This window comes from Psychrobacter sp. AOP5-GZ1-6 (genome assembly GCF_052376345.1).
GTDB lineage: Bacteria > Pseudomonadota > Gammaproteobacteria > Pseudomonadales > Moraxellaceae > Psychrobacter.
Window position 1 is genome coordinate 1 of record NZ_JBQSVP010000048.1, and the last position, 22026, is coordinate 22026.

General features: G+C 42.1%; 19 protein-coding genes and 1 pseudogene. 18 read left to right on the forward strand and 2 right to left on the reverse strand.

Annotation, left to right across the window (positions count from 1 at the left end):
- The first annotated feature begins 77 nt into the window (after positions 1-77).
- The 6 genes from ACT3RN_RS08110 (at position 78) to ACT3RN_RS08135 (ending at position 5571) form a co-directional block, all read left to right on the forward strand.
- The gene (locus tag ACT3RN_RS08110; RefSeq protein ID WP_192519411.1) at positions 78-1211 is read left to right on the forward strand and encodes a glycosyltransferase family 4 protein; all 1134 of its coding nucleotides are present in this window, start codon (positions 78-80) and stop codon (positions 1209-1211) included.
- Positions 1212-1220: 9 nt separating this feature from the next.
- The gene (locus ACT3RN_RS08115) at positions 1221-1832 is read left to right on the forward strand and encodes a sugar transferase (RefSeq protein WP_192519410.1); all 612 of its coding nucleotides are present in this window, start codon (positions 1221-1223) and stop codon (positions 1830-1832) included.
- 4 nt (positions 1833-1836) lie between these two features.
- Positions 1837-2493: an acetyltransferase gene (locus ACT3RN_RS08120; RefSeq protein WP_192519409.1), complete on the forward strand. Its 657-nt coding sequence runs from the start codon at positions 1837-1839 to the stop codon at positions 2491-2493.
- Positions 2494-2628: 135 nt separating this feature from the next.
- Positions 2629-3828, forward strand: a complete 1200-nt coding sequence (locus ACT3RN_RS08125) for a DegT/DnrJ/EryC1/StrS family aminotransferase (RefSeq protein WP_192519408.1) — start codon at positions 2629-2631, stop codon at positions 3826-3828.
- Between the two features lie 230 nt (positions 3829-4058).
- Positions 4059-4958 (forward strand): bifunctional methylenetetrahydrofolate dehydrogenase/methenyltetrahydrofolate cyclohydrolase FolD, encoded by a 900-nt coding sequence (folD, locus tag ACT3RN_RS08130; protein WP_192519407.1) that lies wholly within the window; start codon positions 4059-4061, stop codon positions 4956-4958.
- A 94-nt stretch (positions 4959-5052) separates the two neighbouring features.
- On the forward strand, positions 5053-5571 hold the full coding sequence (locus ACT3RN_RS08135) for a phosphate-starvation-inducible protein PsiE (RefSeq protein WP_192519406.1): 519 nt from the start codon (positions 5053-5055) through the stop codon (positions 5569-5571).
- An 85-nt stretch (positions 5572-5656) separates the two neighbouring features.
- Here the strand turns inward: ACT3RN_RS08135 and corA are convergent, their stop codons facing one another.
- Both corA and ACT3RN_RS08145 read right to left on the reverse strand, forming a co-directional pair.
- The gene (corA, locus tag ACT3RN_RS08140) at positions 5657-6871 is read right to left on the reverse strand and encodes a magnesium/cobalt transporter CorA (protein WP_192519405.1); all 1215 of its coding nucleotides are present in this window, start codon (positions 6869-6871) and stop codon (positions 5657-5659) included.
- Positions 6872-6935: 64 nt separating this feature from the next.
- On the reverse strand, positions 6936-7325 hold the full coding sequence (locus ACT3RN_RS08145) for a DUF2237 family protein (RefSeq protein ID WP_192519404.1): 390 nt from the start codon (positions 7323-7325) through the stop codon (positions 6936-6938).
- Between the two features lie 461 nt (positions 7326-7786).
- On the opposite strand from ACT3RN_RS08145, the gene ACT3RN_RS08150 reads away from it, so the two are divergent.
- The 12 genes and pseudogenes from ACT3RN_RS08150 to ACT3RN_RS08205 form a co-directional block, all read left to right on the forward strand.
- Positions 7787-9094, forward strand: a complete 1308-nt coding sequence (locus ACT3RN_RS08150) for an ATP phosphoribosyltransferase regulatory subunit (protein WP_444518557.1) — start codon at positions 7787-7789, stop codon at positions 9092-9094.
- A gap of 203 nt (positions 9095-9297) precedes the next feature.
- A complete protein-coding gene (locus ACT3RN_RS08155) occupies positions 9298-10587 on the forward strand; it encodes an adenylosuccinate synthase (RefSeq protein ID WP_192519402.1) in 1290 nt (429 codons plus the stop codon).
- 327 nt (positions 10588-10914) lie between these two features.
- Positions 10915-11346 (forward strand): nucleoside-diphosphate kinase, encoded by a 432-nt coding sequence (ndk, locus tag ACT3RN_RS08160; protein WP_192519401.1) that lies wholly within the window; start codon positions 10915-10917, stop codon positions 11344-11346.
- Between the two features lie 376 nt (positions 11347-11722).
- Entirely contained in the window at positions 11723-12967 is a 1245-nt protein-coding gene (gene rlmN / locus ACT3RN_RS08165) for a 23S rRNA (adenine(2503)-C(2))-methyltransferase RlmN (RefSeq protein ID WP_192519400.1), read from the forward strand.
- 195 nt (positions 12968-13162) lie between these two features.
- Positions 13163-14089, forward strand: coding sequence for a type IV pilus biogenesis/stability protein PilW (gene pilW, locus ACT3RN_RS08170; RefSeq protein ID WP_226945094.1), 927 nt, complete (start codon positions 13163-13165; stop codon positions 14087-14089).
- Positions 14080-14898: a helix-turn-helix domain-containing protein gene (locus ACT3RN_RS08175; protein ID WP_225739174.1), complete on the forward strand. Its 819-nt coding sequence runs from the start codon at positions 14080-14082 to the stop codon at positions 14896-14898. The genes pilW and ACT3RN_RS08175 overlap by 10 nt, the downstream gene beginning before the upstream one ends.
- A 121-nt stretch (positions 14899-15019) precedes the next feature.
- Positions 15020-16135, forward strand: a complete 1116-nt coding sequence (gene ispG, locus ACT3RN_RS08180; RefSeq protein WP_192519398.1) for a flavodoxin-dependent (E)-4-hydroxy-3-methylbut-2-enyl-diphosphate synthase — start codon at positions 15020-15022, stop codon at positions 16133-16135.
- Positions 16136-16266: 131 nt separating this feature from the next.
- Positions 16267-17559, forward strand: a complete 1293-nt coding sequence (gene hisS / locus ACT3RN_RS08185; protein ID WP_192519397.1) for a histidine--tRNA ligase — start codon at positions 16267-16269, stop codon at positions 17557-17559.
- 61 nt (positions 17560-17620) lie between these two features.
- Positions 17621-18427, forward strand: a complete 807-nt coding sequence (locus ACT3RN_RS08190) for a YfgM family protein (RefSeq protein ID WP_192519396.1) — start codon at positions 17621-17623, stop codon at positions 18425-18427.
- A 166-nt stretch (positions 18428-18593) separates the two neighbouring features.
- Entirely contained in the window at positions 18594-19802 is a 1209-nt protein-coding gene (bamB, locus tag ACT3RN_RS08195; protein WP_192519395.1) for an outer membrane protein assembly factor BamB, read from the forward strand.
- Positions 19803-20181: 379 nt separating this feature from the next.
- Positions 20182-21603: a ribosome biogenesis GTPase Der gene (der, locus tag ACT3RN_RS08200; protein ID WP_192519394.1), complete on the forward strand. Its 1422-nt coding sequence runs from the start codon at positions 20182-20184 to the stop codon at positions 21601-21603.
- A gap of 184 nt (positions 21604-21787) precedes the next feature.
- Positions 21788-22026 (forward strand): annotated as a pseudogene (locus ACT3RN_RS08205) (sensor histidine kinase); the annotation flags it as partial.

A 22026-nucleotide genomic window follows, 5' to 3' on the forward strand; every position in this document is an offset into this window, starting at 1 on the left:
GGCAAAAATGATTCTATGGTTTTAATACTGTATATATTATATACCATTACCACATGGTTTTTTTGGACAACTTGATTATGAGATTTTTGATTATAGCCAGTCATCCCCCCTCACTACTAAACTTTCGGGGTGAATTAATTGCTGCGATCAATCAGGCTGGATTTGATATTGATATTGCTGCTCCAGAGTTTAAGAGCTATCCAGAAGAACGAAGGCAGCTGGAAGCATTGGGTTATACGGTTCATGATATTCCAATGCAGCGCACTGGTACAAACCCTATAGCAGATAGTCAGACTATGTTTGCGTTATACCGTTTAATGAAACAGATCAAACCTGACTATGTGATGGGATATACCATCAAGCCAGTTATCTATGGGTTACTAGCAGCTAAGTTGGCTGGTGTTCCTCATCGTTATGCTTTGATTACAGGTTTGGGCTACGCATTTCAAGGGGCGGATGAGAGTACGTATCATAGAACCAATTTACAGAAGCTAATGCATAAGCTTTATGCCATGTCGTTAAGATCAGCGCATAAGGTGCTTTTCCAAAACCCAGATGATGAAGCTTTATTTAAATCGATGAAGATATTGCAGTCTGCCACTCCGACTAAGGTAGTAAATGGTTCTGGTGTCGATGTGTCAGAATACAAAGTCATGCCTTTTCCAAGTGATAATGCTGTACCAGCACCCAGTTTTTTATTGATTGCACGTTTGCTAGGTGCCAAAGGTGTGAGAGAGTATGCCAAGGCGGCTGGAGTGATTAAGTCAAAATATCCGCAAGCCCAGTTCAATTTGGTGGGTTGGATTGATGACAATCCTGACGCTATCAATCAGCATGAACTGGACAGTTGGATTGATGATGGTCGGTTTGAGTTTTGGGGCAAGCTGAGCGATGTTAAGCCTGCCATTGAGGCCAGTTCTATTTATGTTTTACCTTCCTATAGAGAAGGAACCCCGCGTACGGTATTAGAAGCGATGGGGCGACCCATTATTACGACAGATGCACCGGGTTGCCGTGAGACCGTCAGGAGTGATTATAATGGCTATTTAGTGCCAGTTAAAGCAGTCGATGAACTGGCTGCTGCTATGGAGCGTTTTATACTTAATCCAGAAATGATCATTAGTATGGGTGCAGCATCACGTCAGTTGGCAGAAGAAAAATTTGATGTAAATAGTGTCAATAAAATTATGCTACAAGAAATGGGTTTATAGGAGCTAATAATGATTAAACGTCTATTCGATATCACCGCCGCGACTACCGCGTTAATAGTGTTATCTCCTGTATATGCCATTACTGCTTACAAGGTGAAAAAAAACCTTGGCTCACCAGTGCTGTTTCGTCAAACGCGCCCTGGACTAAATGGTAAGCCATTTGAAATGATTAAGTTTCGCTCCATGAAAGATGAGATAGATGCTGCAGGTAACCCTTTAGAAGATAGTGAGCGCCTGACTACATTTGGCAAAAAGTTGCGCAATACCAGTCTTGATGAGTTACCAGAGCTATGGAATGTGATTAAAGGTGATATGAGCCTAGTCGGGCCACGTCCGTTATTGATGGAATATTTGCCCTTGTATAACGCTGAGCAAAACCGTCGACACTTATCTCGTCCAGGTATTACTGGTTATGCACAAGTAAATGGTCGTAATGCTATTAGTTGGGATGAAAAATTTAAGCTCGATACATGGTATGTGGAGAACCAATCGCTATGGTTAGACGTAAAAATACTGTTCAAAACAGTTAAAAAAGTCATCATAAAAGATGGTATCAGCGCCGATGGCGAAGCGACTATGCCCAAGTTTACAGGTTCTGCAAACCAGATAAGTCATAAATAATACTATGAACAGAATCTTTGCCGTCTATGGGGCAGCGGGCTGTGGCCGTAGTTTGATGCCGATAGCTGCTGAACAGTTAAAGCGACTAGATATCGATAGCCAAGTAGTATTTATTGATGATTCGTTAGATAAAGAAAGCGACATTAATAATCATCTAGCCATGAATTACGAGGCTTTCAAAGCATTGAATTTTCTCCATAAGTTTGTACTCATTGCTATTTCTGATAGTGATATTCGCCAAAAGATTGCAGGTAATTTACTAACAGATGGGATATCACTATGGTCAGTACAAGACAGTACGACCTTAATCATGGATGAAGTGATTATTGGCGGGGGTGCGGCCATTAGCCCGTTCGTGACGATAGCTTCAAATGTGACTATTGGTAAGTGTTTTCATGCCAATCTTTATAGTTATGTAGAGCACGACTGCATCATTGGTGACTATGTCACATTTGCCCCTCGGGTCAACTGTAACGGGAATATTCATATTCATGACCATGCGTATATTGGTGCTGGTGCCATTATTAAGCAAGGCACACCTGACAAGCCTTTGATTATTGGTAAAGGCGCTGTTGTGGGTATGGGCGCAGTCGTAACCAAAGACGTTCCTGCTGGAGCGGTAGTAGTAGGTAACCCTGCTAGGCCGCTACACAAAAATTAAATAGTATATCGTCAGCCATAGTCAGTGAATCATCTGAATCTGCATAAATTATGCATATTTATAGTCAATGTAATTCAAAAAACCCTATATTTATCAGCTCATCCATTTATCATTAAAATAACCAGTGAGGCGTATATGCTAAACACCCCTTTTTCCCCATGGCCAAGTTTTACTCAGCAAGAAGCTGATGCAGTTAGCCAAGTGCTGTTATCTAACAAAGTGAATTATTGGACAGGTACCGAGAGTCGTGAATTTGAAAAAGAGTTTGCTTCTTGGTCAGATAGCGGTTACGCCATTGCTGTTGGTAATGGTACGCTAGCGTTAGATTTGTCATTGCAGGCACTCGACCTTAAAGCAGGCGATGAAGTGGTTGTCACGCCGCGTACCTTTATTGCCAGTATTTCTTGTGTGATTAATGCTGGTGCAACGCCTATATTTGCTGATATCGATGAAGCGACAGGCAATATCACTGCCGAATCGATTAGTGCTGTACTTACTAAAAACACTCGAGCCATCATATGTGTGCACTTGGCAGGCTGGCCATGTGATATGGACAGTATTATGGCTTTAGCTGAGGCGCATGATTTATATGTCATCGAGGACTGCGCTCAGGCACACGGGGCGCATTATAAAGGTCGAAGCGTGGGCAGTATTGGTCATATTGGCGCATGGAGCTTTTGCCAAGATAAAGTGATGACCACAGGTGGTGAGGGCGGTATGGTCACTACCAATGATGAGCAACTATGGCGAAAAATGTGGGCATATAAGGATCATGGTAAAAGTTACGCCGCTGTCTATGAGACAGAGCATGCGCCCGGATATCGTTGGTTGCATGAGAGCTTTGGTACCAATTGGCGAATGACCGAAATGCAGTCTGCTATAGGTCGTATCCAGCTAGAGCGAATGAGTGATTGGACAGCTAAGCGTACGGCTAATGCCCACATGATATTAGAGACCTGTGCAAAGTGGGCAGAAGAGGGCTACTTGGTCGTACCTAAGTTAGAAGAGTCCCCGCAGTATTCAGATTCTAATCATGCATATTATAAGTTATACGTATATGTGCAGCCAGATAACCTACCTGAGGAGTGGTCGCGAGATCGCATCATTCAAGAGATTAATGAGAAAGGTGTACCTTGCTTTTCTGGTACCGCTTCAGAAGTATACTTAGAAAAAGCATTTGACGATACAGGGTTACGTCCAGCGACTAGATTGCCAGTGGCAAAGCAATTAGGGGAGACCAGCTTGATGTTTTTGGTACATCCGACACTCACCACGGCGGAAGTTACACAAACCATCGAAGCAATCGATGAGGTGTTTGGATCAATTGCTAAATGACAACATATAGGAAGTCACTCAGATGTTAATTGAGCTTTGATAACAAAGCTCTAAATATTTATATAAGCATTCAAGTATGTAAGCATTCAAATATTATGCCACGCTAGGATTTTTAGCCGTAGGCAGGTACAATATCAGTATCAATCATACCTTGATTAAGGATAAGACAGGCAGGCAAGCAATTGCGGCGCTGTCTTTATTTTTTTATTGTACCCTCTATTGGAGCTCCTATGTCTATTGCGCCTACTACCCAAGAGTCAGCCACTGTTTTGGACGGCAAAGCACTTGCAAAACAAATAGAACAACAACTACGCACGCGCGTGGATGCTATCAAGGATAAGACTGGACGTACACCAAGCTTGGCGACCATATTGGTTGGTGCAGACCCTGCTTCTGCGACTTATGTGCGTATGAAAGGCAATGCCTGTAAGCGTGTAGGTATGGACTCTATCAAGGTTGAAATGCCAACTGAGACCACCACTGAGCAGCTCATGGCAAAGATAGATGAGCTAAATAATAATCCAGACGTACATGGTATTTTGCTACAGCATCCGGTACCTGCACATATCGATGAGCGTGCTTGTTTTGAACAAATTGACTTAGCAAAAGACGTAGATGGTGTTACTTGTCTCGGTTTTGGTCGCATGGGTATGCAGCAGTCAGCCTATGGATCGTGTACACCGCAGGGTATCATGCACTTATTAGAGCATTACGATATTGAGCTGTCAGGAAAAGAAGCAGTCGTCGTAGGTCGTAGCGCAATTTTGGGAAAACCAATGGCGATGATGCTATTGAATGCTAACTGTACAGTGACCATTTGCCATTCAAGAACTCAAGACTTGGCGTCGCATATCAAACGCGCCGATATCGTGGTTGGTGCTGTAGGTGTGCCTGAGCTGATTAAGGCAGAGTGGATCAAAGCAGGTGCCGTCGTCGTCGATGCAGGGTTCCATCCTACTGAAAATGGCGGTGTGGGTGATATCGAGTTACAAGGTGTTGAAAAAATCGCCAGTGCTTATACACCAGTGCCAGGAGGCGTTGGACCAATGACCATCAATACATTGATTCGCCAAACGGTTGATGCTGCTGAAAAATCAGCAGGGCTAGATCATGGTATCGCTAGCGAATAGCATTGTCATTTGAGCACTAATTGTCTATAGATAAGGTGTCTGATGCCACAGGTATCAAGCAATCGTCATATCGTCCAATTTTATAGGTGCTAACATGGCTAAAGAAGACGTAGGTATTCATGAAAAGCTACAGCGTATTGGTAGAGAGTTCGTCGATGTTTGTCATTACGTGATCTTATTTTTAATCAGTGTGGTGGTGGTATGGACGGCGGGCAAAGAGTTTGTAGGTATTGTCCAAAAAGGCTCAGCAGATTTAAAAGACATCTTGATGTTATTTATTTATCTTGAACTGTTGGCCATGATAGGTATCTATTTTAAGACGCATCGTTTGCCAGTCCAGTTTTTGATATTTATTGCTATAACCGCTTTATCACGACATTTAGTGGTTGATGTACAAGCGGTTTCAGACTATTTTCACCTGTGGCTGCTAGCGACGATTTCTGTAGCAATCATGCTATTGAGCGGTGCGATTGTCGTGCTGACTTGGACAGCCAAAACGTTCGGTCGCCCAGAAGACAATTTAGATCAGCAACATGCAAATCTTACGGTCAAGGCGCTTTTACCTGATACCACACAGGTGGCAGATAGCCATACTAAGCATCGACGTGAGTGACCTTATAAGTATATAGAGTTAAAAAAAGCTACCAACGGGTAGCTTTTTTTGTGCAAAGTGAGAATGATTTATTATATAGCAGTGACTATAGCCATTTTAGCCGTTTAAAATTGTAATATAGGTAGCCACATAAGGAACCAATAAATAGCATAATCACAAGATAAGAGTACTTCCAATGTAATTCAGGCATAAAATCAAAATTCATCCCATAAATACCAGCAATGGCGGTTGGTACGGCCAAGATACCTGCCCACGCTGCAAGCTTACGCACTACTTCATTCTGTCCCATATTGACCATTGCCATATAGGTATTCATGACCACACTTAGCATCTCATTAAGCCCATTAATAGCATCAAGAGAGTGTAATAGATGGTCATTGACATCGCGAAAGTAGGGTTTGGCTGCTTGAGAGAATATAGAAGCCATTTCGCTTTTTTTATGATTGATAAAAAAACTACAGATATCTTGTACAGGCAAGATAATAGCGCGCATATGAACCAGTTGTGACTTTAGTTCATAGAGGTTTTTTAACGTAGTTTTGTCAAACTCAGAGGTAAATACATAGCGCTCTTGCTCACGTAGATATCGTCCCAAGCGGTCGGTAACCGGCATATAGTTATCCACGATAAAATCGAGAATGGCATGCAGCACAAATATCGGGCCCATACGCAGCTTTTCAGGGCGACGATGACAGTGTTCACGGACAGGGGCGTAAGAGTTGGATGGGCCATTACGAATGGTAATTAGATAGTTTTTACCCATGAATATCGCTGTGGTGCCATAGCGAATGATTTTGTCTTCGAGCTTGGCCGTACGTAATACCACAAACACCATGTCATTGTCGTAATTTTCGACTTTGGCGCGTTGGTGGTCGGCGAAGGCATCTTCAATGGCCAGTTCATGTAAACCAAATGCTTCTTTAACTTCGACCATAGTTTGAAGGCTAGGGTCGTATAGACCTAGCCAAATAAACTGACCATTGTTGCTCAAGGCTCGACTGACATCGGTAAGCGCGACTTTATCTAGGTTTTCACCTGTTTTACGTGAGTAAGCATAACAATTGACGACTTCATCTGCACTTGCAAGATCAATATCTTCATAACGCTCAGAGTCTGGATCGTAGATTGTCATGGTCTCGATCGTGTCTTCATTTGTCGCGTCAGCATCACCGTAAATATAGCTGCCATTATTTTCTAAATACAGATGATCCTCATCCATATCAGCAACGATACGATTGATATTAGCATTGGGTGTAATACGTGCTGTTTTTTTAATCAATTGGTCGTTGTTTTTTTCCATACGCACTCTTTCCTTTGATACAGTAAAAAACTGTCGTCATTAAAACTAAAACGTAGCAGAAAACTTAAGTCGCATAGCTTTTTAGCGTTTCAATATCGACCAAGCTTAATAAACTCTCGTGACAGGCTTCTAGCTTGATTTGCGGTGCGATATCAAAATCTAATGCTTCAACCCAGCGTAGAGCGCAGATACACCAGTAATCACCAGGTTTTAGACCGGCAAAGTTGTATTCGGGTAGTGGCGTAATAAGATCGTTACCACGACTGGCAGAAAAGTTTAAAAACTCACTGGTCATTTTGACACAAACAGTATGCTGACCAACGTCGTGGTTACCCGTATGACAAAAGCCATTGCGATAGTAACCAGTGATAGGATCGAAGCAGCAGCTGGCAAGTGCCGTACCTAAAACGTTGGTTTGATTGATGGCTGGATTTGGGTGGTAATCTGATGACATAAGGCCTCCAAGATAAAAATATGCATTAGTGTACCATGAGTCCATACTGAAGGCGTTGCTCTCATTCTGCTCTTTATTGTATAGAATGATTGTGACAACTCGTAATGGAACTATTACTTATATAAGGTATAGATAATCTTCATGGCTTTAGTGTTGATAAGGCGTAATTAGATAGTGATTGTGGCTAATTGTCACTAGGCGAACCTTAACTGCTATGCTAAACTAAAACCATAAAGTGCCTTGATTATTTATCGCAGTTTATTAGCGCATAAAGATACTCGTCTTATCATTCTACATTATACTTATTACTCACCCTTTTGCGGTTACCTAGTTTGTTTATAAATAATTGGGTCAATGATGTTGTGCGTTAAAAACAAGAAGTGCGTGGCGTCAATGCAATTGTAAATATAACCTTTAAGTACCGCATTTTTGGTAAGCGATACGCCAAACAAGGATTTATTGTGTCTGTCAGTTCTGATTCTGCAAAACCTTCCCAGTCAAATATGACCAGTCAAGCAACGACTCAGCATGCCAACGATGCTACCGCATCTAATAGTATGCCGTATTTAAGCCATTTTTCTAGCGACGTTGGCAATAGTTGGCTGTTGCCTGATGGTGTGGTCGATGTATTGTTTGAAGATGCTCATAAGCAAGAAGTGCTTAGGCATCAACTAACCAAACAGCTTATCGCTCATGGTTATCAATTGGTGAATCCACCAATGATTGAGTTCACTGAGTCGTTATTGAGTGGTGCATCAGAAGATTTAAAGCGTCAAACTTTCAAGATTATCGATCAATTAACAGGTCGATTGATGGGTTTGCGTGCTGATATTACGCCACAGATTTTGCGTATTGATGCGCATCATGGTGGTACTGGTATTGCTCGCTATTGCTATGCAGGTGATGTGATTCATACCTTGCCATCAGGGCTGTTTGGCTCACGTACGCCTTTGCAGCTCGGTGCTGAGATATTCGGTTGTGCCTCACTTGCTGCAGATATTGAGCTGATCGATGTGTTGTTTAGCATGGTGAATACACTGAATATGAGTGCGGCGCTGCATATTGACTTGGGTCATGTTGCCATATTCAAACGCTTGGCTGAATTGGCTGAGTTGTCAGACAATGACACTGAGCATCTGATGCATTTATATGCCAATAAAAACCTACCAGAGCTAAAGCGTGTTTGTCAGTCAATAGCGTTAGGCAATGATTTTTATGCATTGGCGCGCTTCGGTCATGATATCGACAACCTATTGGTAAAACTGTCAGAGACTGCGCAGCAAGACACGCAGGTCGTCACTGCTATTGACGAGCTACAACGCCTAAAAACGCATTTACAAGAGCAGTGGCAGTGTCCTGTGGGTATCGATGTGACAGAGCTATCAGGCTATCATTATCATACTGGTATTGTGTTCAATGGTTATATCAATAGTGAGACCCAGCCACTAGTACGTGGTGGGCGCTTTGATGGTATGCAAAGCGGTAACCAGTTGACAAGCAACCAACCACGTGAAGCCACTGGTTTTAGTATGGATGTCAGCCGCCTGCTTGCACACACCCAACTTGAATCACCAATTATCGTATTGGTGGACTATCAGGCACTGAGTAATGTGAATCAAGAGCAGATGCAGATACTATTACAGCAAGTTGAGAGTTTGCGTCAGCAGGGCTACCGTGTCACGATGCCATTAGATATAGCGGACCGTCCAGTTGGCATGACCCATTGCTTAAACTTTGTGGATAATCAGTGGCAGTTGCAGGCTATTTAAGCATGAACCGATTATAAGTATGAACCGATTAAGTGTTATTGATTGAATAAGTAAAGATATTACTTAGAAGTAAACAATCAGTTAAGCATTAGTTTTTAAGATTATTACCACTTTTTAATGTCATTTAAAACACGGTAATGAAAGTTATCGTCGTTTTAAATCATTATTGCACACACCTCAATATATAAAGGTAAGGATTGATCATGGGTAAGAATGTCGTAGTTTTGGGTAGCCAATGGGGCGATGAAGGTAAAGGTAAAATCGTTGATTTACTGACCGAAAAAGCCTCAGCAGTCGCTCGCTTTCAAGGCGGCCACAATGCTGGTCACACGTTAGTTGTCGATGGCAAAACCACCGTCTTACATTTAATCCCATCAGGCATCTTGCGTGAAGGTGTGACTTGCTTCATCGGTAACGGTGTGGTGTTAGCACCTGATGCATTATTGATTGAAATAAAAGATCTTGAAGCCAACAACGTACCAGTGCGTGAGCGTTTGCGTATTTCACCAAATTGCCCACTCATCATGCCATATCACGTGGCGCTTGACCAAGCACGTGAAGCCAAACGTGGCAGTGGTAAAATCGGTACAACGGGTCGTGGTATCGGTCCTGCCTACGAAGACAAAGTAGCGCGCCGTGCTATCAAGCTTGCGGATTTATTCCGTAGCGATCTAGAAGAAAAGCTACGCAACCTAATTGAATATCATAACTTCCAACTGACTCAATACTATAAAGTTGATGCGATTGATTTTGATGAGACGTTTAAGCTTTGCCAAGAGTGGAAAGAAGAGATTAAAGGTATGGTTACTGATGTAACTGAAGACCTAAATCAACTGCGTTTGGCTGGTAAAAACCTGATGTTTGAAGGTGCGCAAGGTACTTTACTTGATATTGATCATGGTACTTATCCGTTTGTAACCAGCTCAAGCGTAACGGCTGGGGGTGTTTCTACTGGTACAGGTATCGGTCCACTATATTTAGATTATGTACTTGGGATTACCAAAGCCTACACCACACGTGTCGGTAGCGGCCCATTCCCAACTGAGTTGTTTGATGATGTTGGTGCGCATTTGGCGAATGTTGGTCATGAATTTGGTGCGACAACTGGTCGTGCCCGCCGCTGTGGTTGGTTCGATGCTGAAGCACTACGCCGTGCAGTGGTACTGAACTCTTTAACCGGTATCTGCTTAACTAAGCTTGACGTATTAGACGGTCTAGAAGAGCTATTAATCGGTGTGGGTTACAACCTACCTGAGACTGAGTGTGCAGGCGCACATGATGCTGAATTCTACGAGTCAGTCACGCCAAAATACGAAACGCTAGAAGGTTGGAGCGAGTCAACAGTTGGTATTACTAACTACGATGACCTACCAGAGAATGCTAAGAAATACATCAAACGTATCGAAGCATTGATTGGTTGCCCAGTTGATATTATCTCAACTGGTCCTGATCGTGAAGAAACTATCGTCTTACGTGACCCATATGACGTATAAATATAGTTAATGAACTATTGATAGGTATATAGAAAAATAAGACCCCAATGTTGAGCATTGGGGTTTTTACTTTTATACAATCTCGTGGCTTATTAAGCATTTATGTATACTCAGTTTACCTCTGTGCAAGCTCATGTCATAAATTAACCCTATCATTTATGGCCTGAATCATTATAATAGGCAACAATCCTATGTTGGTGCTTATGGTTATATATTGATATACCATGAGTTGGGTAAAACACTCTAAGTCAGCATTGTGGCCAAAGACAAAATCAAATATTCACTATTTTATTTCTTCTCGAATTTATCATTTATTAGGAGCTTTTCATGGCTAACGAACGTACGTTATCTATCATCAAACCTGACGCCGTTGCTGGCAACCATATCGGTGCTATCTATAGCCGCTTTGAACAAGCTGGTCTAAAAATCGTTGCAGCAAAAATGCAGCATCTTGATGACGAAAAAGCAGGCGGTTTTTACGCTGAGCATGCTGAGCGTCCCTTTTACAACGATCTAGTGTCATTCATGACTTCAGGTCCTGTGGTTGTATCTGTATTAGAAGGCGAAAATGCCATCGCTAAGCACCGTGAAATCATGGGTGCAACCAACCCAAAAGAAGCTGCTGAAGGCACTATCCGTGCAGATTTCGCTAGTAGCATCGATGAAAACGCTGTGCATGGTTCAGATTCTGCAGAATCAGCAGCACGTGAAATAAGCTACTTCTTCAATGATGATGAAGTTTGTGCACGTACGCGCTAATATCAGTTATTGCTTAGCTTATTGATTGTTAATAATTGGTTTTGCGAAACGGCTTATATCTTATGATATAAGCCGTTTTAGCTCCAATAATAATCCTATGATTTATTGAAAAATTTAATGGTTTGCCTCATTATTATACTTATTTCGCGTTATCAATCCCTTATCAGCATGTTTTTATTAAATACATAATTTTCTTTATCAATGCTTAGTATGCATACGTATCCAGTCTTTCTATAAGTTATTAGTAGAAGGCGTATATCAATAAAAAATGCGCTCATAACGGATTGCTCATGTACTCATATATTGTGTCTGTATGACAACATCCATATAAACAATTGCACTGCCGATATAAGCCTGTGCAAAAAGGTTACCTATTATGTCCACTGTTCAAACACCCACGCAGCACATTCCTACCAAGCGTACTGATAGCATTAAAATAGTAGATGAAGCGCAAGCAAAGACCAATTTACTCGGAATGACACAAGCACAATTGGCTGATTACTTCAAAAGTATCGGTGAAAAGCCTTTTCGTTCAACGCAAGTCATTAAGTGGATATATCAACATGGTGTGACAGATTTTGAAAAAATGACGAATTTGAGCAAGTCTTTGCGTGATAAATTATCGCTCAATGCTTGCGTGCTTCCACCTAAAGTGATTCATCGTCAATATAGTGATGATGGTACGCGTAAATGGGTGTTTGAAGTTACGGGTGGTTCATTGGTTGAGACAGTCCTGATTCCTGCAGATGATAGTAAACTAAATGGTCGCAAAACGTTATGTGTGTCTTCACAAGTTGGCTGTGCGCTAGACTGTAGTTTCTGTAGTACGGGCAAACAAGGATTTGAGCGTGATTTGAGTGCGGCTGAGATTATCGGTCAGTTATGGGTTGCTAACGCCTCATATATGACGGATGAAAATGAAAGTCTAGAAAACGTTGACCATAGCTTGTGGGAAAATAACGTTACCAATGTCGTGATGATGGGTATGGGTGAGCCACTATTGAACTATAAGCCTGTGGTTGGCTCAATGGAGCTGATGTTAAGTGATCATGGGTATGGTCTGTCAAAGCGCCGTGTCACTTTATCAACATCAGGCGTGGTACCGAAAATGTACCAGCTGGCGCAAGATCTAGATGTGGCCTTGGCTATTTCATTGCATGCACCCAATGATGAACTGCGTGATGAATTGGTGCCAATCAACAAAAAGTATCCGTTAGATGAGTTGATCGCGGCTGCAAAAAACTACGTTTTTGATATCAATCCGCGTCACAAAAAGCACGTTACTATCGAATACGTGATGCTTGATGGGGTCAATGACGGCAATGAACATGCTCATCAGTTGGTTGCGTTATTAGATGGTCTACCAAGTAAAATCAACTTGATTCCATTTAATCCCTTTCCGCATGCTCCATATGACAAATCAAGTAACAACCGTATTCACGCTTTTAGCAATATTTTGAGTGAGGCAGGTTTTGTGTGTACGATTCGTCAGACCCGTGGTGATGATATTGATGCGGCCTGTGGTCAATTAGTTGGACAAGTGGCTGATCGTACCAGACGCTCAGCTGCATGGCAGAAAAGTATAAAAGACCGTGAAAATGTTCAGAATGGCTCTTTATAAAAATAAATAGTGTACTTAGTGCTGATGTTTAGCTGTCTTTTATCTATCGCAACGGTAATAGAAATGTAGCAATAACAATTGGTATTGAGGAGTATGGCAATTAATCACAACAAAATTGTACTTCTGGGGGTTAAATCTATTAAACTGAGTCTTCCTTGATCGAACGCATTGAATTACAGTTTTATGATGGCGGCTATGATGACTTCTAAAAATTTTTGTCAGTTCAGATATCAAAAATCACTTTATCAAGATAGTAAGCGGTTGGGTACAGTAGCAAAGCAAATACCGATGCCAAAGCATATGATGCTAGCAACGGTGTTTGCAGGGTTGTTGCTGACAGGCTGCCAAAGTGTGCCGAGCGATGGTGTAACCAGCAGCACGGTTTATCAAGGGTCTAGTGATAATCGTAAATCAGATCAACAAGAAGTGGCTCGTGTGCGTGTTGCACTGGCTGCACAATATATTCGTGAAAACGACCTCGATACTGCTAAGCGCCAACTTGAAAAAGCCCTTTCTGCGGATAGCCGTTACGCGCCAGCCTATGATATGATGGGCGTTTTGCTACAGCAAGAGGGTAGTCAACGCAATCTTGAAAAAGCTGACGAATATTTTAGGAAAGCGATTTCACTTGATAAAGATTTCGAGCAAGCCAATAATAACTATGGCGTTTATTTGTCACAGATGAAGCGCTATCGTGAAGCCGCAGAGCAGTTTGAGATTGCAGGTTCAGCATTAGGTTACACAGGTCGTATTGGTGCATTAGAAAACTTAGGACGCACTTATTTGAAGTTGGGTGACAGTAGTGCTGCTTCTAAAGCATTTTTGCGAGCGCTTGATGGCAATCGTAATAGTATTATTGCTCATATTGAGTTGGTGGATTTGTTGCTTGAGCAGCATCGTGTTCCACAAGCCCAAAGACTTTATGATGAAACATTGACCTTGGTACGCAGGCAAGGTGTCAGCTCTCGTTTGATGTTACAGGGTATCAAACTCGCCGCTGCGCAAAACAACATAACGAAGCGCCAACAATTGGCACAGCAGCTTTTATCCACTTATCCATTAAGTGATGAAGCAAAAAAACTTAAGACTTGGCTTAACAATCCAGAGGCACCATGGAAATGACAACCCCATCATTAAACACTCAACCTAACACGCAGGGATCATTTGGTGCCATGTTGCAGCAAGCCCGAAAAACAAAAAAAGTCAGTATAGAAGAGGCAGCGGCCGAATTATTTATTTTAAAGCGTCATTTGCAAGCGTTAGAAAATGAGAATTTTGCTGATTTACCACAAGCAACGTTTGCTCGTGGTTTTGCGATAAACTATGCCAAGTTTTTGGGGTTGGATTCAGAAAAAGTTGCTAGCAGTTTTGATGCAGCTTATCCTAGTGAGCTTAAAGCCAAATCAGTGAGTAATATTGATACGCCACTGCGCCCAATGGGCACATTGCAGCGAGACACGCGTAGCCGTATTCGCTTTAACCCATTATTGATATTGGCTGTCGTTGGTGTCATCGTTTTAGCAGTTTTTTTATTCCGTGTGGTAAGTAATGCCAATAAAGAAAACAACGTAGAACCAGCGTCCACCGTAGAGGATATATCTGCGCTAGAGCAAGCCCAAGGTGCGGCGATTGACAGTGCGACAGGGGTTGGTGCTTCTGGTTCTGCATTAAATTTAGGCGGTGCTAATGTCAGTCCGGCTGCTTTAGAGGTTAAAGTGACTGACTCAGCTGTTATTAGTATTGCTGACGCCTCTGGTAATACACTCATGAATGGCTCTCAAACATCGGGTGATTATCAGTTATCAGGTATACCACCGTTTAGTGTGCAAATTGATAATGTCGATAATGTTAGCTTGGTGCTCAATGAAGAAGCGGTTGCGTTGGACGCTTATCCAACTGATGAACAAGCCAGTTTTGAGTTAGCACCTTAATTGCAAAGCCAATTTTTAAAGTGATGATGAATAGCTATTATTTTACGCTAATGGGTATTTGTCGTTATCAATAAGTAAGTATCTTCTCTGCTTTTTTTCGTTCTAATGGAAGGGTTTGTCTATGTCAACGTCAGCGCCTATTAACCGTCGCCTTACCAAAAAAATATATGTCGGTGATGTCGCGATTGGTGGTGATGCGCCGATTAGTGTGCAGAGTATGACAAATACTGATACCTGTGATGTGGCCGCTACCGTTGCCCAAATCGAGCGCTGTGTTGAAGCGGGTGCTGATCTCATGCGGGTATCAACACCAACGATGGATACTGTCAAAGCTTTTGGTGAAATTCGTAAGTTGGTGAGTGTACCTTTAATAGCCGATGTGCATTTTGATCACAAAATTGCGCTCGCTGTTGCTGAAGCGGGTGCGGATTGTTTGCGTATTAATCCTGGTAATATCGGTAATGATGCCAAAGTGCGTGAAGTCGTCGCGTGTGCCAAACATTATAATATCCCTATTCGCATTGGTGTAAACGCAGGCTCTTTAGAGAAAGATATTCAACGCAAATATACTGAGCCAACTGGCGAAGCGATGCTAGAGTCAGCGATGCGCCACATTGATATCTTAGAGCGACTTAACTTTGATCAGTATAAGGTTTCTGTCAAAGCCAGTAATGTCTTTTTGACATTGGATGCTTATCGCTTGATATCAGCACAAATTGATAACCCACTACATTTAGGTGTTACCGAAGCGGGTGTTTATCGTACAGGCGCAGTGAAATCAGCCATTGCGTTAGGTGGTCTGCTGTTAGATGGTATTGGTGATACCCTTCGTATCTCCTTGGCCGCAGAGCCTGAAGAAGAAATTAAAATTGGTTTCGATATCTTAAAATCACTGAATATTCGCTCTAACGGTGTCAACTTTATTGCTTGTCCAAGTTGCTCACGTCAAGAGTTTGATGTGATTAAAGTAATGACTGCTTTAGAGACGCGCTTAGAAGACATTCGAGAACCAATGAATCTGTCTGTGATTGGCTGTAAAGTGAATGGCCCAGGTGAAGCGAAAGAAGCGGATATCGGTATCGTTGGTGCTGCACCAAAGTCGTTAGTATATCGTATGGGTGACAAGAGCCATCTCATTGATACCAACAATTTGGTTGATGAAATCGAAGGCATGGTACGCGCTCATGCCGAAGACTTGGCTAAAAAGCGCGAAAATGAAATTATTCGAGTAAAGTAAGATACCAATACGTCGACGTATTTCGTACTGTCATTTCAGCTTATAATAATAGGTGGCTGATGAGAAATACGCTATTGACGATAAAAAAGAATAGAAATATCTGTTAAAAATTTTAAGGATACGACCGTACCATGATTAAAGCTATTAAAGGGTTTAATGATATTTTGCCTGATCAGTCTGCAAAATGGCTGTACTTAGAGTCGATATTGGCCAATGTGTTAGGCAGATATGGTTATGAGCATATTCGTTTGCCTATCGTTGAGCAAACCGACTTGTTTGCCCGTGCGATCGGTGGTGCGACAGATATCGTCGAAAAAGAGATGTATAGCTTTATCGATAAGTCTGATCCACCAACGCCATTGACCTTGCGTCCTGAAGGTACGGCAAGCGCAGTGCGTGCTGTAATAGAGCATAACTTGTTGCGTGGCGATACACCCAAATTATGGTATATCGGTCCAATGTTTCGCTACGAACGTCCGCAAAAAGGTCGCTACCGTCAGTTTCATCAACTGGGTGTCGAAAGTTTCGGTAGCGCGTTACCAGATGCTGATGCTGAACTGATTGCGATGACTCACTTGATGTGGCAGGAGCTGGGCCTAAAAGATGAGATGCACTTGCAGCTTAATAGTTTGGGAGAACTAGATGAGCGTTATGCTTATCGCGAAGCATTAGTCGCCTATCTAACGGATAAAAAAGATTTGCTTGATGAAGATAGCAAACGCCGTTTGATGACCAATCCATTACGTATCCTAGATAGCAAAGAGGCGAGTACCCAGGCTGTCTTAGTAGATGCGCCAAAGTTGGCTGAGTTTTTGGGAGCAGAGAGTAAGGCCCATTTTGAGCAAGTACAAGCGTACTTGACCACACTTGGCATTGACTTTGAAATCAATCCGCATCTGGTGCGCGGCTTAGATTACTATAATAAAACTGTTTTTGAATGGGTTACGGATAAGCTTGGTAGTCAAGCTACTGTTTGTGCTGGTGGTCGTTATGATGGTTTGATTGGACAATTGAAGTCTACGGGCACTGATGGTAGTAAGCCTGCAAAATCTGAGCCTGCTATTGGTTTTGCAATGGGGCTTGAGCGTTTATTGTTATTGATAGACGTAGTTGCACCGATTGCTGATACACCTGCTTGTGACGTCTTTGTTGTGGCGCATCCAGAGGTATATAGTGCGGGTATTAGCTATGCACAAAATCTACGTTATAGCCGTCCAGATGTACGCATCAAAATGGCAAGTGCAACAAGCTTGAAAGCGCAAATGAAAAAAGCGGATAAGTCAGGTGCTGCATTGACGGTTATCATTGCTCAGCAAGAGCTGGATGATAATACCATTAGTGTTAAAGACATGCAGACAGGAGAGCAGCAGACGGTTGCGGCAGATTGGTTGTTGAGTAAAGACAATTTTTCTCGTAAATTATAGCGTTTGGCTTTCTTGACTTTTATATCAGTAATTTAATATAAATCTTATTAGGTAAATATATATGGCTCCGACATCCAATTCGCCGAATGCAGACAACTCAATGCAAGCGTTAAAGCAATATGGCAGCTATATTATTACTGCAATTTTATTGGCACTGGCTGCGTATTTCGGTTGGACCTATTGGCAGGATAATCATGCGCGGGTAGACACTGTAGCAGCGGATCGTTATGCGGATATTCAGTTGTTGAATGAAGAGGTCAATCTGTCCTCGCAAAACCCAGATTTAGAAGCAGAAGCACAAGAAGCGCTTGAACAGAGTCGTACACAATTGAACAATGAGATTGATACGCTGGTAAATACACACGGTGAATCAGTCTATGCATGGCAAGCATTAATGATAAAAGCACGTCAGCAAGTTGATAATGATGACTTCACTGCTGCTACTGAGACGTTCAAGAAAGCACTTGCAATCGATTTGGGCGATGCTGGTCTAAAAGCCATCACTCGTTTACGTTATGCTAAAACCTTGTTGGCTGCAGGTGATACTGAGGCGGCGCTAGCAGAAGCTAAAAATGATATGCCAAGCTCTTTTGAAGCCAGTCAGCAAGAGTTGCTAGGCGATATTTATTTGGCTAAAGATAATAAAGAGTCAGCGGTCAAATCGTACAACAATGCTTGGGAGCTGTTACGAAGCCGTCAAGAAACGCGTGCAGTACTGGCGTTAAAGATGGAGAGTTTAGGCATAGTACCTGAACCTATCGATGAACAAGCCAGTCTTATCCAAGAGCCTAGCACTTCTGCGCAGCCTGTAGTGGCACAAGAGTCTGTGGAAGTAGCAGAAGCTCCTGTTGGCGAGGTTACTGAATAGCTGTATTGTTATGAGTGTTATTCACTAATAATGGCACTTATATGCTATTTAGCACTGAATAATCGCTAAATTGATAGTCAGCATCTTAAACTGTTTTATATGCTAGATGGCACCATAAACCCACAGAACTTAATTAATAATAATTTATTTGTAGTGAGAAATTATAATGACTCAATCTATTCGCTCTAGCAAAACCTCAACAGCCAAAACCCTCAAAACGACGGTTATGCATGTGGCCGTACTGGCAGTAATGAGCACTGCGGTGATTGGGTGTAATCGTGGTATCAAACCCATTGTTAATGATCCTGTAGATTTGGTTCAGATTGCTGAGCCTATCAGTGTATTACAACCTGTTTTTAGTACGGATGTAGGTAATAAAAAAGCCAGTAAGAAAGATCCATTAGATTTACAGGTTGGGTATGCCAATGGCCAAATCGTTACTGCATCACGTGGCGGTGAATTAACAGGCTTTAACGGTACGGGAGAGCGTTTATGGTCAGTCAATGTTGATGAGCAAATAACAGGTGGTGTTGCCTTAGATGCCTTGAGCCAAACAGCAATTATTAGCACTCGTAGCGGTCTAGTAATGGCGTTTGATAGCACGACTGGCGAAAAACGCTGGCAGCAACAGCTGTCAGGGTCAGTCTTGACTCCAGCACTTATTACTAACAACCGAGTGATTCTATCAGCGAATAATGGCTTTTTGCATGGCTTGTCCTTACAGACAGGGCAGTCTATTTGGCAGTTTGCCACACAAGTACCAGCCATTAGTGTCCGTGGTAGTGCTGCACCAACATTGTTAGATAGCAGCACCGCATTATTAGCTACTGCCGATGGGCGCTTGCATGCGGTGACGACAGATAGTGGTCTGCCGCAGTGGTCAAGACGTGTTGGTGTTGGTTCTGGCAGCAGTGAAATTGAGCGTATGAGCGACGTTGATGGTAAGCCTATTGTCGATCAAAATCAGATGTTCGCTATTAGTTATAGTGGTCAGTTACTTGGTGTTGATTTGGCATCGGGTCAAGTGCTATTCGTCAATGAGATTGCTAGCCTCAAAGCACTTGCCGTAAATAGCCAACAAGTCATTGCGACTGGTTTAGATGGTAAGGTTGTTGCTTATGATCGTAGCAGTGGTGCTATGCTGTGGGAGAGTGATGAGTTGGCTTATCGCCATTTGACAAACCCTGTGATGATTGGAAATTATATTGCTGTGGGTGATTTAGATGGTGTAGTGCACTTATTTGACCCTGCTAGTGGTAAGATCGTTAGCCGTGTAGAAACCAAAGGTGCTTTAAGTAGTTTGCAAGTGCAAGGTAGTCGTCTCATGACTCAAAGTACGTCAGGACAAGTCGCTATTTGGCAGTTAGCCCGCTAAGACATTGATTGCTCAGTACTTAATTTAATAGTACTTTTTAATAAGATTATTGTGCCATTGGACTTATCGTAATTTTTTAAATACAAACGCTGCTTAGTCAGCGTTTAATGTCTTGTGTAAACTGCTTGTTTAAATACAGGCTTTCGCGTACTCTATGCGACCGATGCGCCATAAGCGTTATCCATATATACTGTCTATATATAAGCATCATCTTATATAGCATTTACTAATCGTAAAATAGTCGATTATTATTTTTGCTATCATTTTATTATTTATTTTAATTTACGGTCGAGTGTGGCATGTTTGCTACTACTGTTATGTTATTGGTTGTCAGAATAACTGCACTTTCCGTCATTTTGCCTTTCACTGAGAGTAACCCATGAGTATCAAGCCTGTGGTCGCCTTAATCGGTCGTCCAAACGTCGGTAAATCCACCTTATTTAATCAGTTCACAAAAAGTCGCCAGGCATTGGTTGCTGATTTGTCAGGACTGACTCGTGACCGTCAATACGGTGATGCAACCTACGAAGATAAATCATTTATCGTCGTAGATACTGGTGGTATCGGTGAATCAGATGATGGCAGTGGTAATATTGATGATTATATGTCTGAACAGTCGCATACTGCTATTCATGAAGCCGATATTATTGTATTTGTGGTTGATGCTCGCGCGGGTATGATTGGTGCTGACGCTGAGATTGGTAAGTTTTTGCACACGCTTGGCAAACCAGTCTATGTCGTGGCTAACAAAGTCGACGGTGTCCATGATGCTGCGCCTGCCGAGTTCTATGCATTAGGATTGGGCGAGCCGTATCCAATGGCTGCTAGCCATGGTCGCGGTGTTGGCAATCTACTCGAAATATTAACGGCTGACATGCCTGAGCAAGATACTCTCGTCGAGCCGAAAGGTCTAAAACTTGCCATTATCGGTCGTCCAAATGTTGGAAAATCAACACTGGTTAACCGCTTATTGGGTGAAGATCGTGTGGTGGTATTTGACATGCCTGGCACCACGCGTGACAGTATTTATATTCCTTATAAACGCGAAGGTAAGGACTATGTGTTAATTGATACAGCTGGTGTACGTCGCCGCGGTAAAATTGATGAAAAAGTAGAAAAGTTCTCTGTTATTAAAACTTTACAAGCCATCGAAGACTCTAATGTAACGGTCATTGTGATCGATGCTCATGAAGGAATTGTCGATCAAGACTTGCATATGATTGGCTATGCACTAGATGCAGGTCGTGCTTTGGTTGTCGCGATTAATAAATGGGATGGTCTGACACAGGACCAAAGAGATTATATTAAAATTGAAATGGATCGCCGTTTCAATTTTATTCCTTACGTAAAAGTGCATTTGATATCAGCGTTGCATGGTACGGGCGTGGGTAATTTATATCCATCTATTTTACGTGCTTATAAATCTTCTATGTTTGAAGTATCAACCAATCGTTTGACTCAAATCTTACAAGATGCAGTGACTGCTAACCCGCCACCAACTGTGGCTGGCCGCCGTATCAAATTACGTTTTGCGCATATTGGTGGTCACAATCCACCCGTGATTGTGATTCATGGTAACCAAACCAGTGCATTGCCCAAAAGCTATCAGCGCTATCTTGAAAATCAGTTCCGTCAGGTATTTAAGCTTGAAGGTACACCGCTTAATGTCATATTGAAACAAAATGACAATCCATATGCGAACAAGAGCGACACGCCAACCAAAGCGAAAACACAGCAATTGCGTCAACGTGAGCGCAATCGTGCAAAAAAATTCACAACTAAAGATAAAAAATCTCGTTAATCACCAAGACAGTGACATCATTACTGACTTTATCGTGTCATAGAATGCGATAGAGTCAACTTGACACTCATTTTTTTGTTTAGTTGTTATAATTATTTAGATAACAATATCTAAATATATTACTTATCATGTTCTCTAAATACCTGTAGTATAAATTAAAGTTGTCTTGACTCAGTTGAGTGATATGAACAACCGTCTACCTCAAACCATTTCTACGCTTATCTGGCGTTCTGTCGCGCAAGCCATTATTTTGGCTGTGTTGATAGGCTTCTTTTTGTCTTTTATTTATGGTTTATTATCTAACTACAAACAAAAGCATCAGCACATTGACCAAATCGCTACATTATTGACCACCAGCGCATCTACGGCTGATAGTGCTGATATCGTGGCTGAGCAAGTAAAATTCTTGTTAGAGAATGAGCC

Coding starts and splice junctions, on each gene's coding strand:
- hisS (WP_192519397.1), top strand. CDS start 16,267: ATGATTAAAGCTATTAAAGGGTTTAATGATATTTTGCCTGATCAGTCT.
- rlmN (WP_192519400.1), top strand. CDS start 11,723: ATGTCCACTGTTCAAACACCCACGCAGCACATTCCTACCAAGCGTACT.
- bamB (WP_192519395.1), top strand. CDS start 18,594: ATGACTCAATCTATTCGCTCTAGCAAAACCTCAACAGCCAAAACCCTC.
- ACT3RN_RS08110 (WP_192519411.1), top strand. CDS start 78: ATGAGATTTTTGATTATAGCCAGTCATCCCCCCTCACTACTAAACTTT.
- ACT3RN_RS08135 (WP_192519406.1), top strand. CDS start 5,053: ATGGCTAAAGAAGACGTAGGTATTCATGAAAAGCTACAGCGTATTGGT.
- ACT3RN_RS08175 (WP_225739174.1), top strand. CDS start 14,080: ATGGAAATGACAACCCCATCATTAAACACTCAACCTAACACGCAGGGA.
- ndk (WP_192519401.1), top strand. CDS start 10,915: ATGGCTAACGAACGTACGTTATCTATCATCAAACCTGACGCCGTTGCT.
- der (WP_192519394.1), top strand. CDS start 20,182: ATGAGTATCAAGCCTGTGGTCGCCTTAATCGGTCGTCCAAACGTCGGT.
- ispG (WP_192519398.1), top strand. CDS start 15,020: ATGTCAACGTCAGCGCCTATTAACCGTCGCCTTACCAAAAAAATATAT.
- pilW (WP_226945094.1), top strand. CDS start 13,163: ATGATGACTTCTAAAAATTTTTGTCAGTTCAGATATCAAAAATCACTT.
- ACT3RN_RS08120 (WP_192519409.1), top strand. CDS start 1,837: ATGAACAGAATCTTTGCCGTCTATGGGGCAGCGGGCTGTGGCCGTAGT.
- ACT3RN_RS08155 (WP_192519402.1), top strand. CDS start 9,298: ATGGGTAAGAATGTCGTAGTTTTGGGTAGCCAATGGGGCGATGAAGGT.
- ACT3RN_RS08190 (WP_192519396.1), top strand. CDS start 17,621: ATGGCTCCGACATCCAATTCGCCGAATGCAGACAACTCAATGCAAGCG.
- ACT3RN_RS08115 (WP_192519410.1), top strand. CDS start 1,221: ATGATTAAACGTCTATTCGATATCACCGCCGCGACTACCGCGTTAATA.
- ACT3RN_RS08125 (WP_192519408.1), top strand. CDS start 2,629: ATGCTAAACACCCCTTTTTCCCCATGGCCAAGTTTTACTCAGCAAGAA.
- ACT3RN_RS08145 (WP_192519404.1), bottom strand. CDS start 7,325: ATGTCATCAGATTACCACCCAAATCCAGCCATCAATCAAACCAACGTT.
- corA (WP_192519405.1), bottom strand. CDS start 6,871: ATGGAAAAAAACAACGACCAATTGATTAAAAAAACAGCACGTATTACA.
- folD (WP_192519407.1), top strand. CDS start 4,059: ATGTCTATTGCGCCTACTACCCAAGAGTCAGCCACTGTTTTGGACGGC.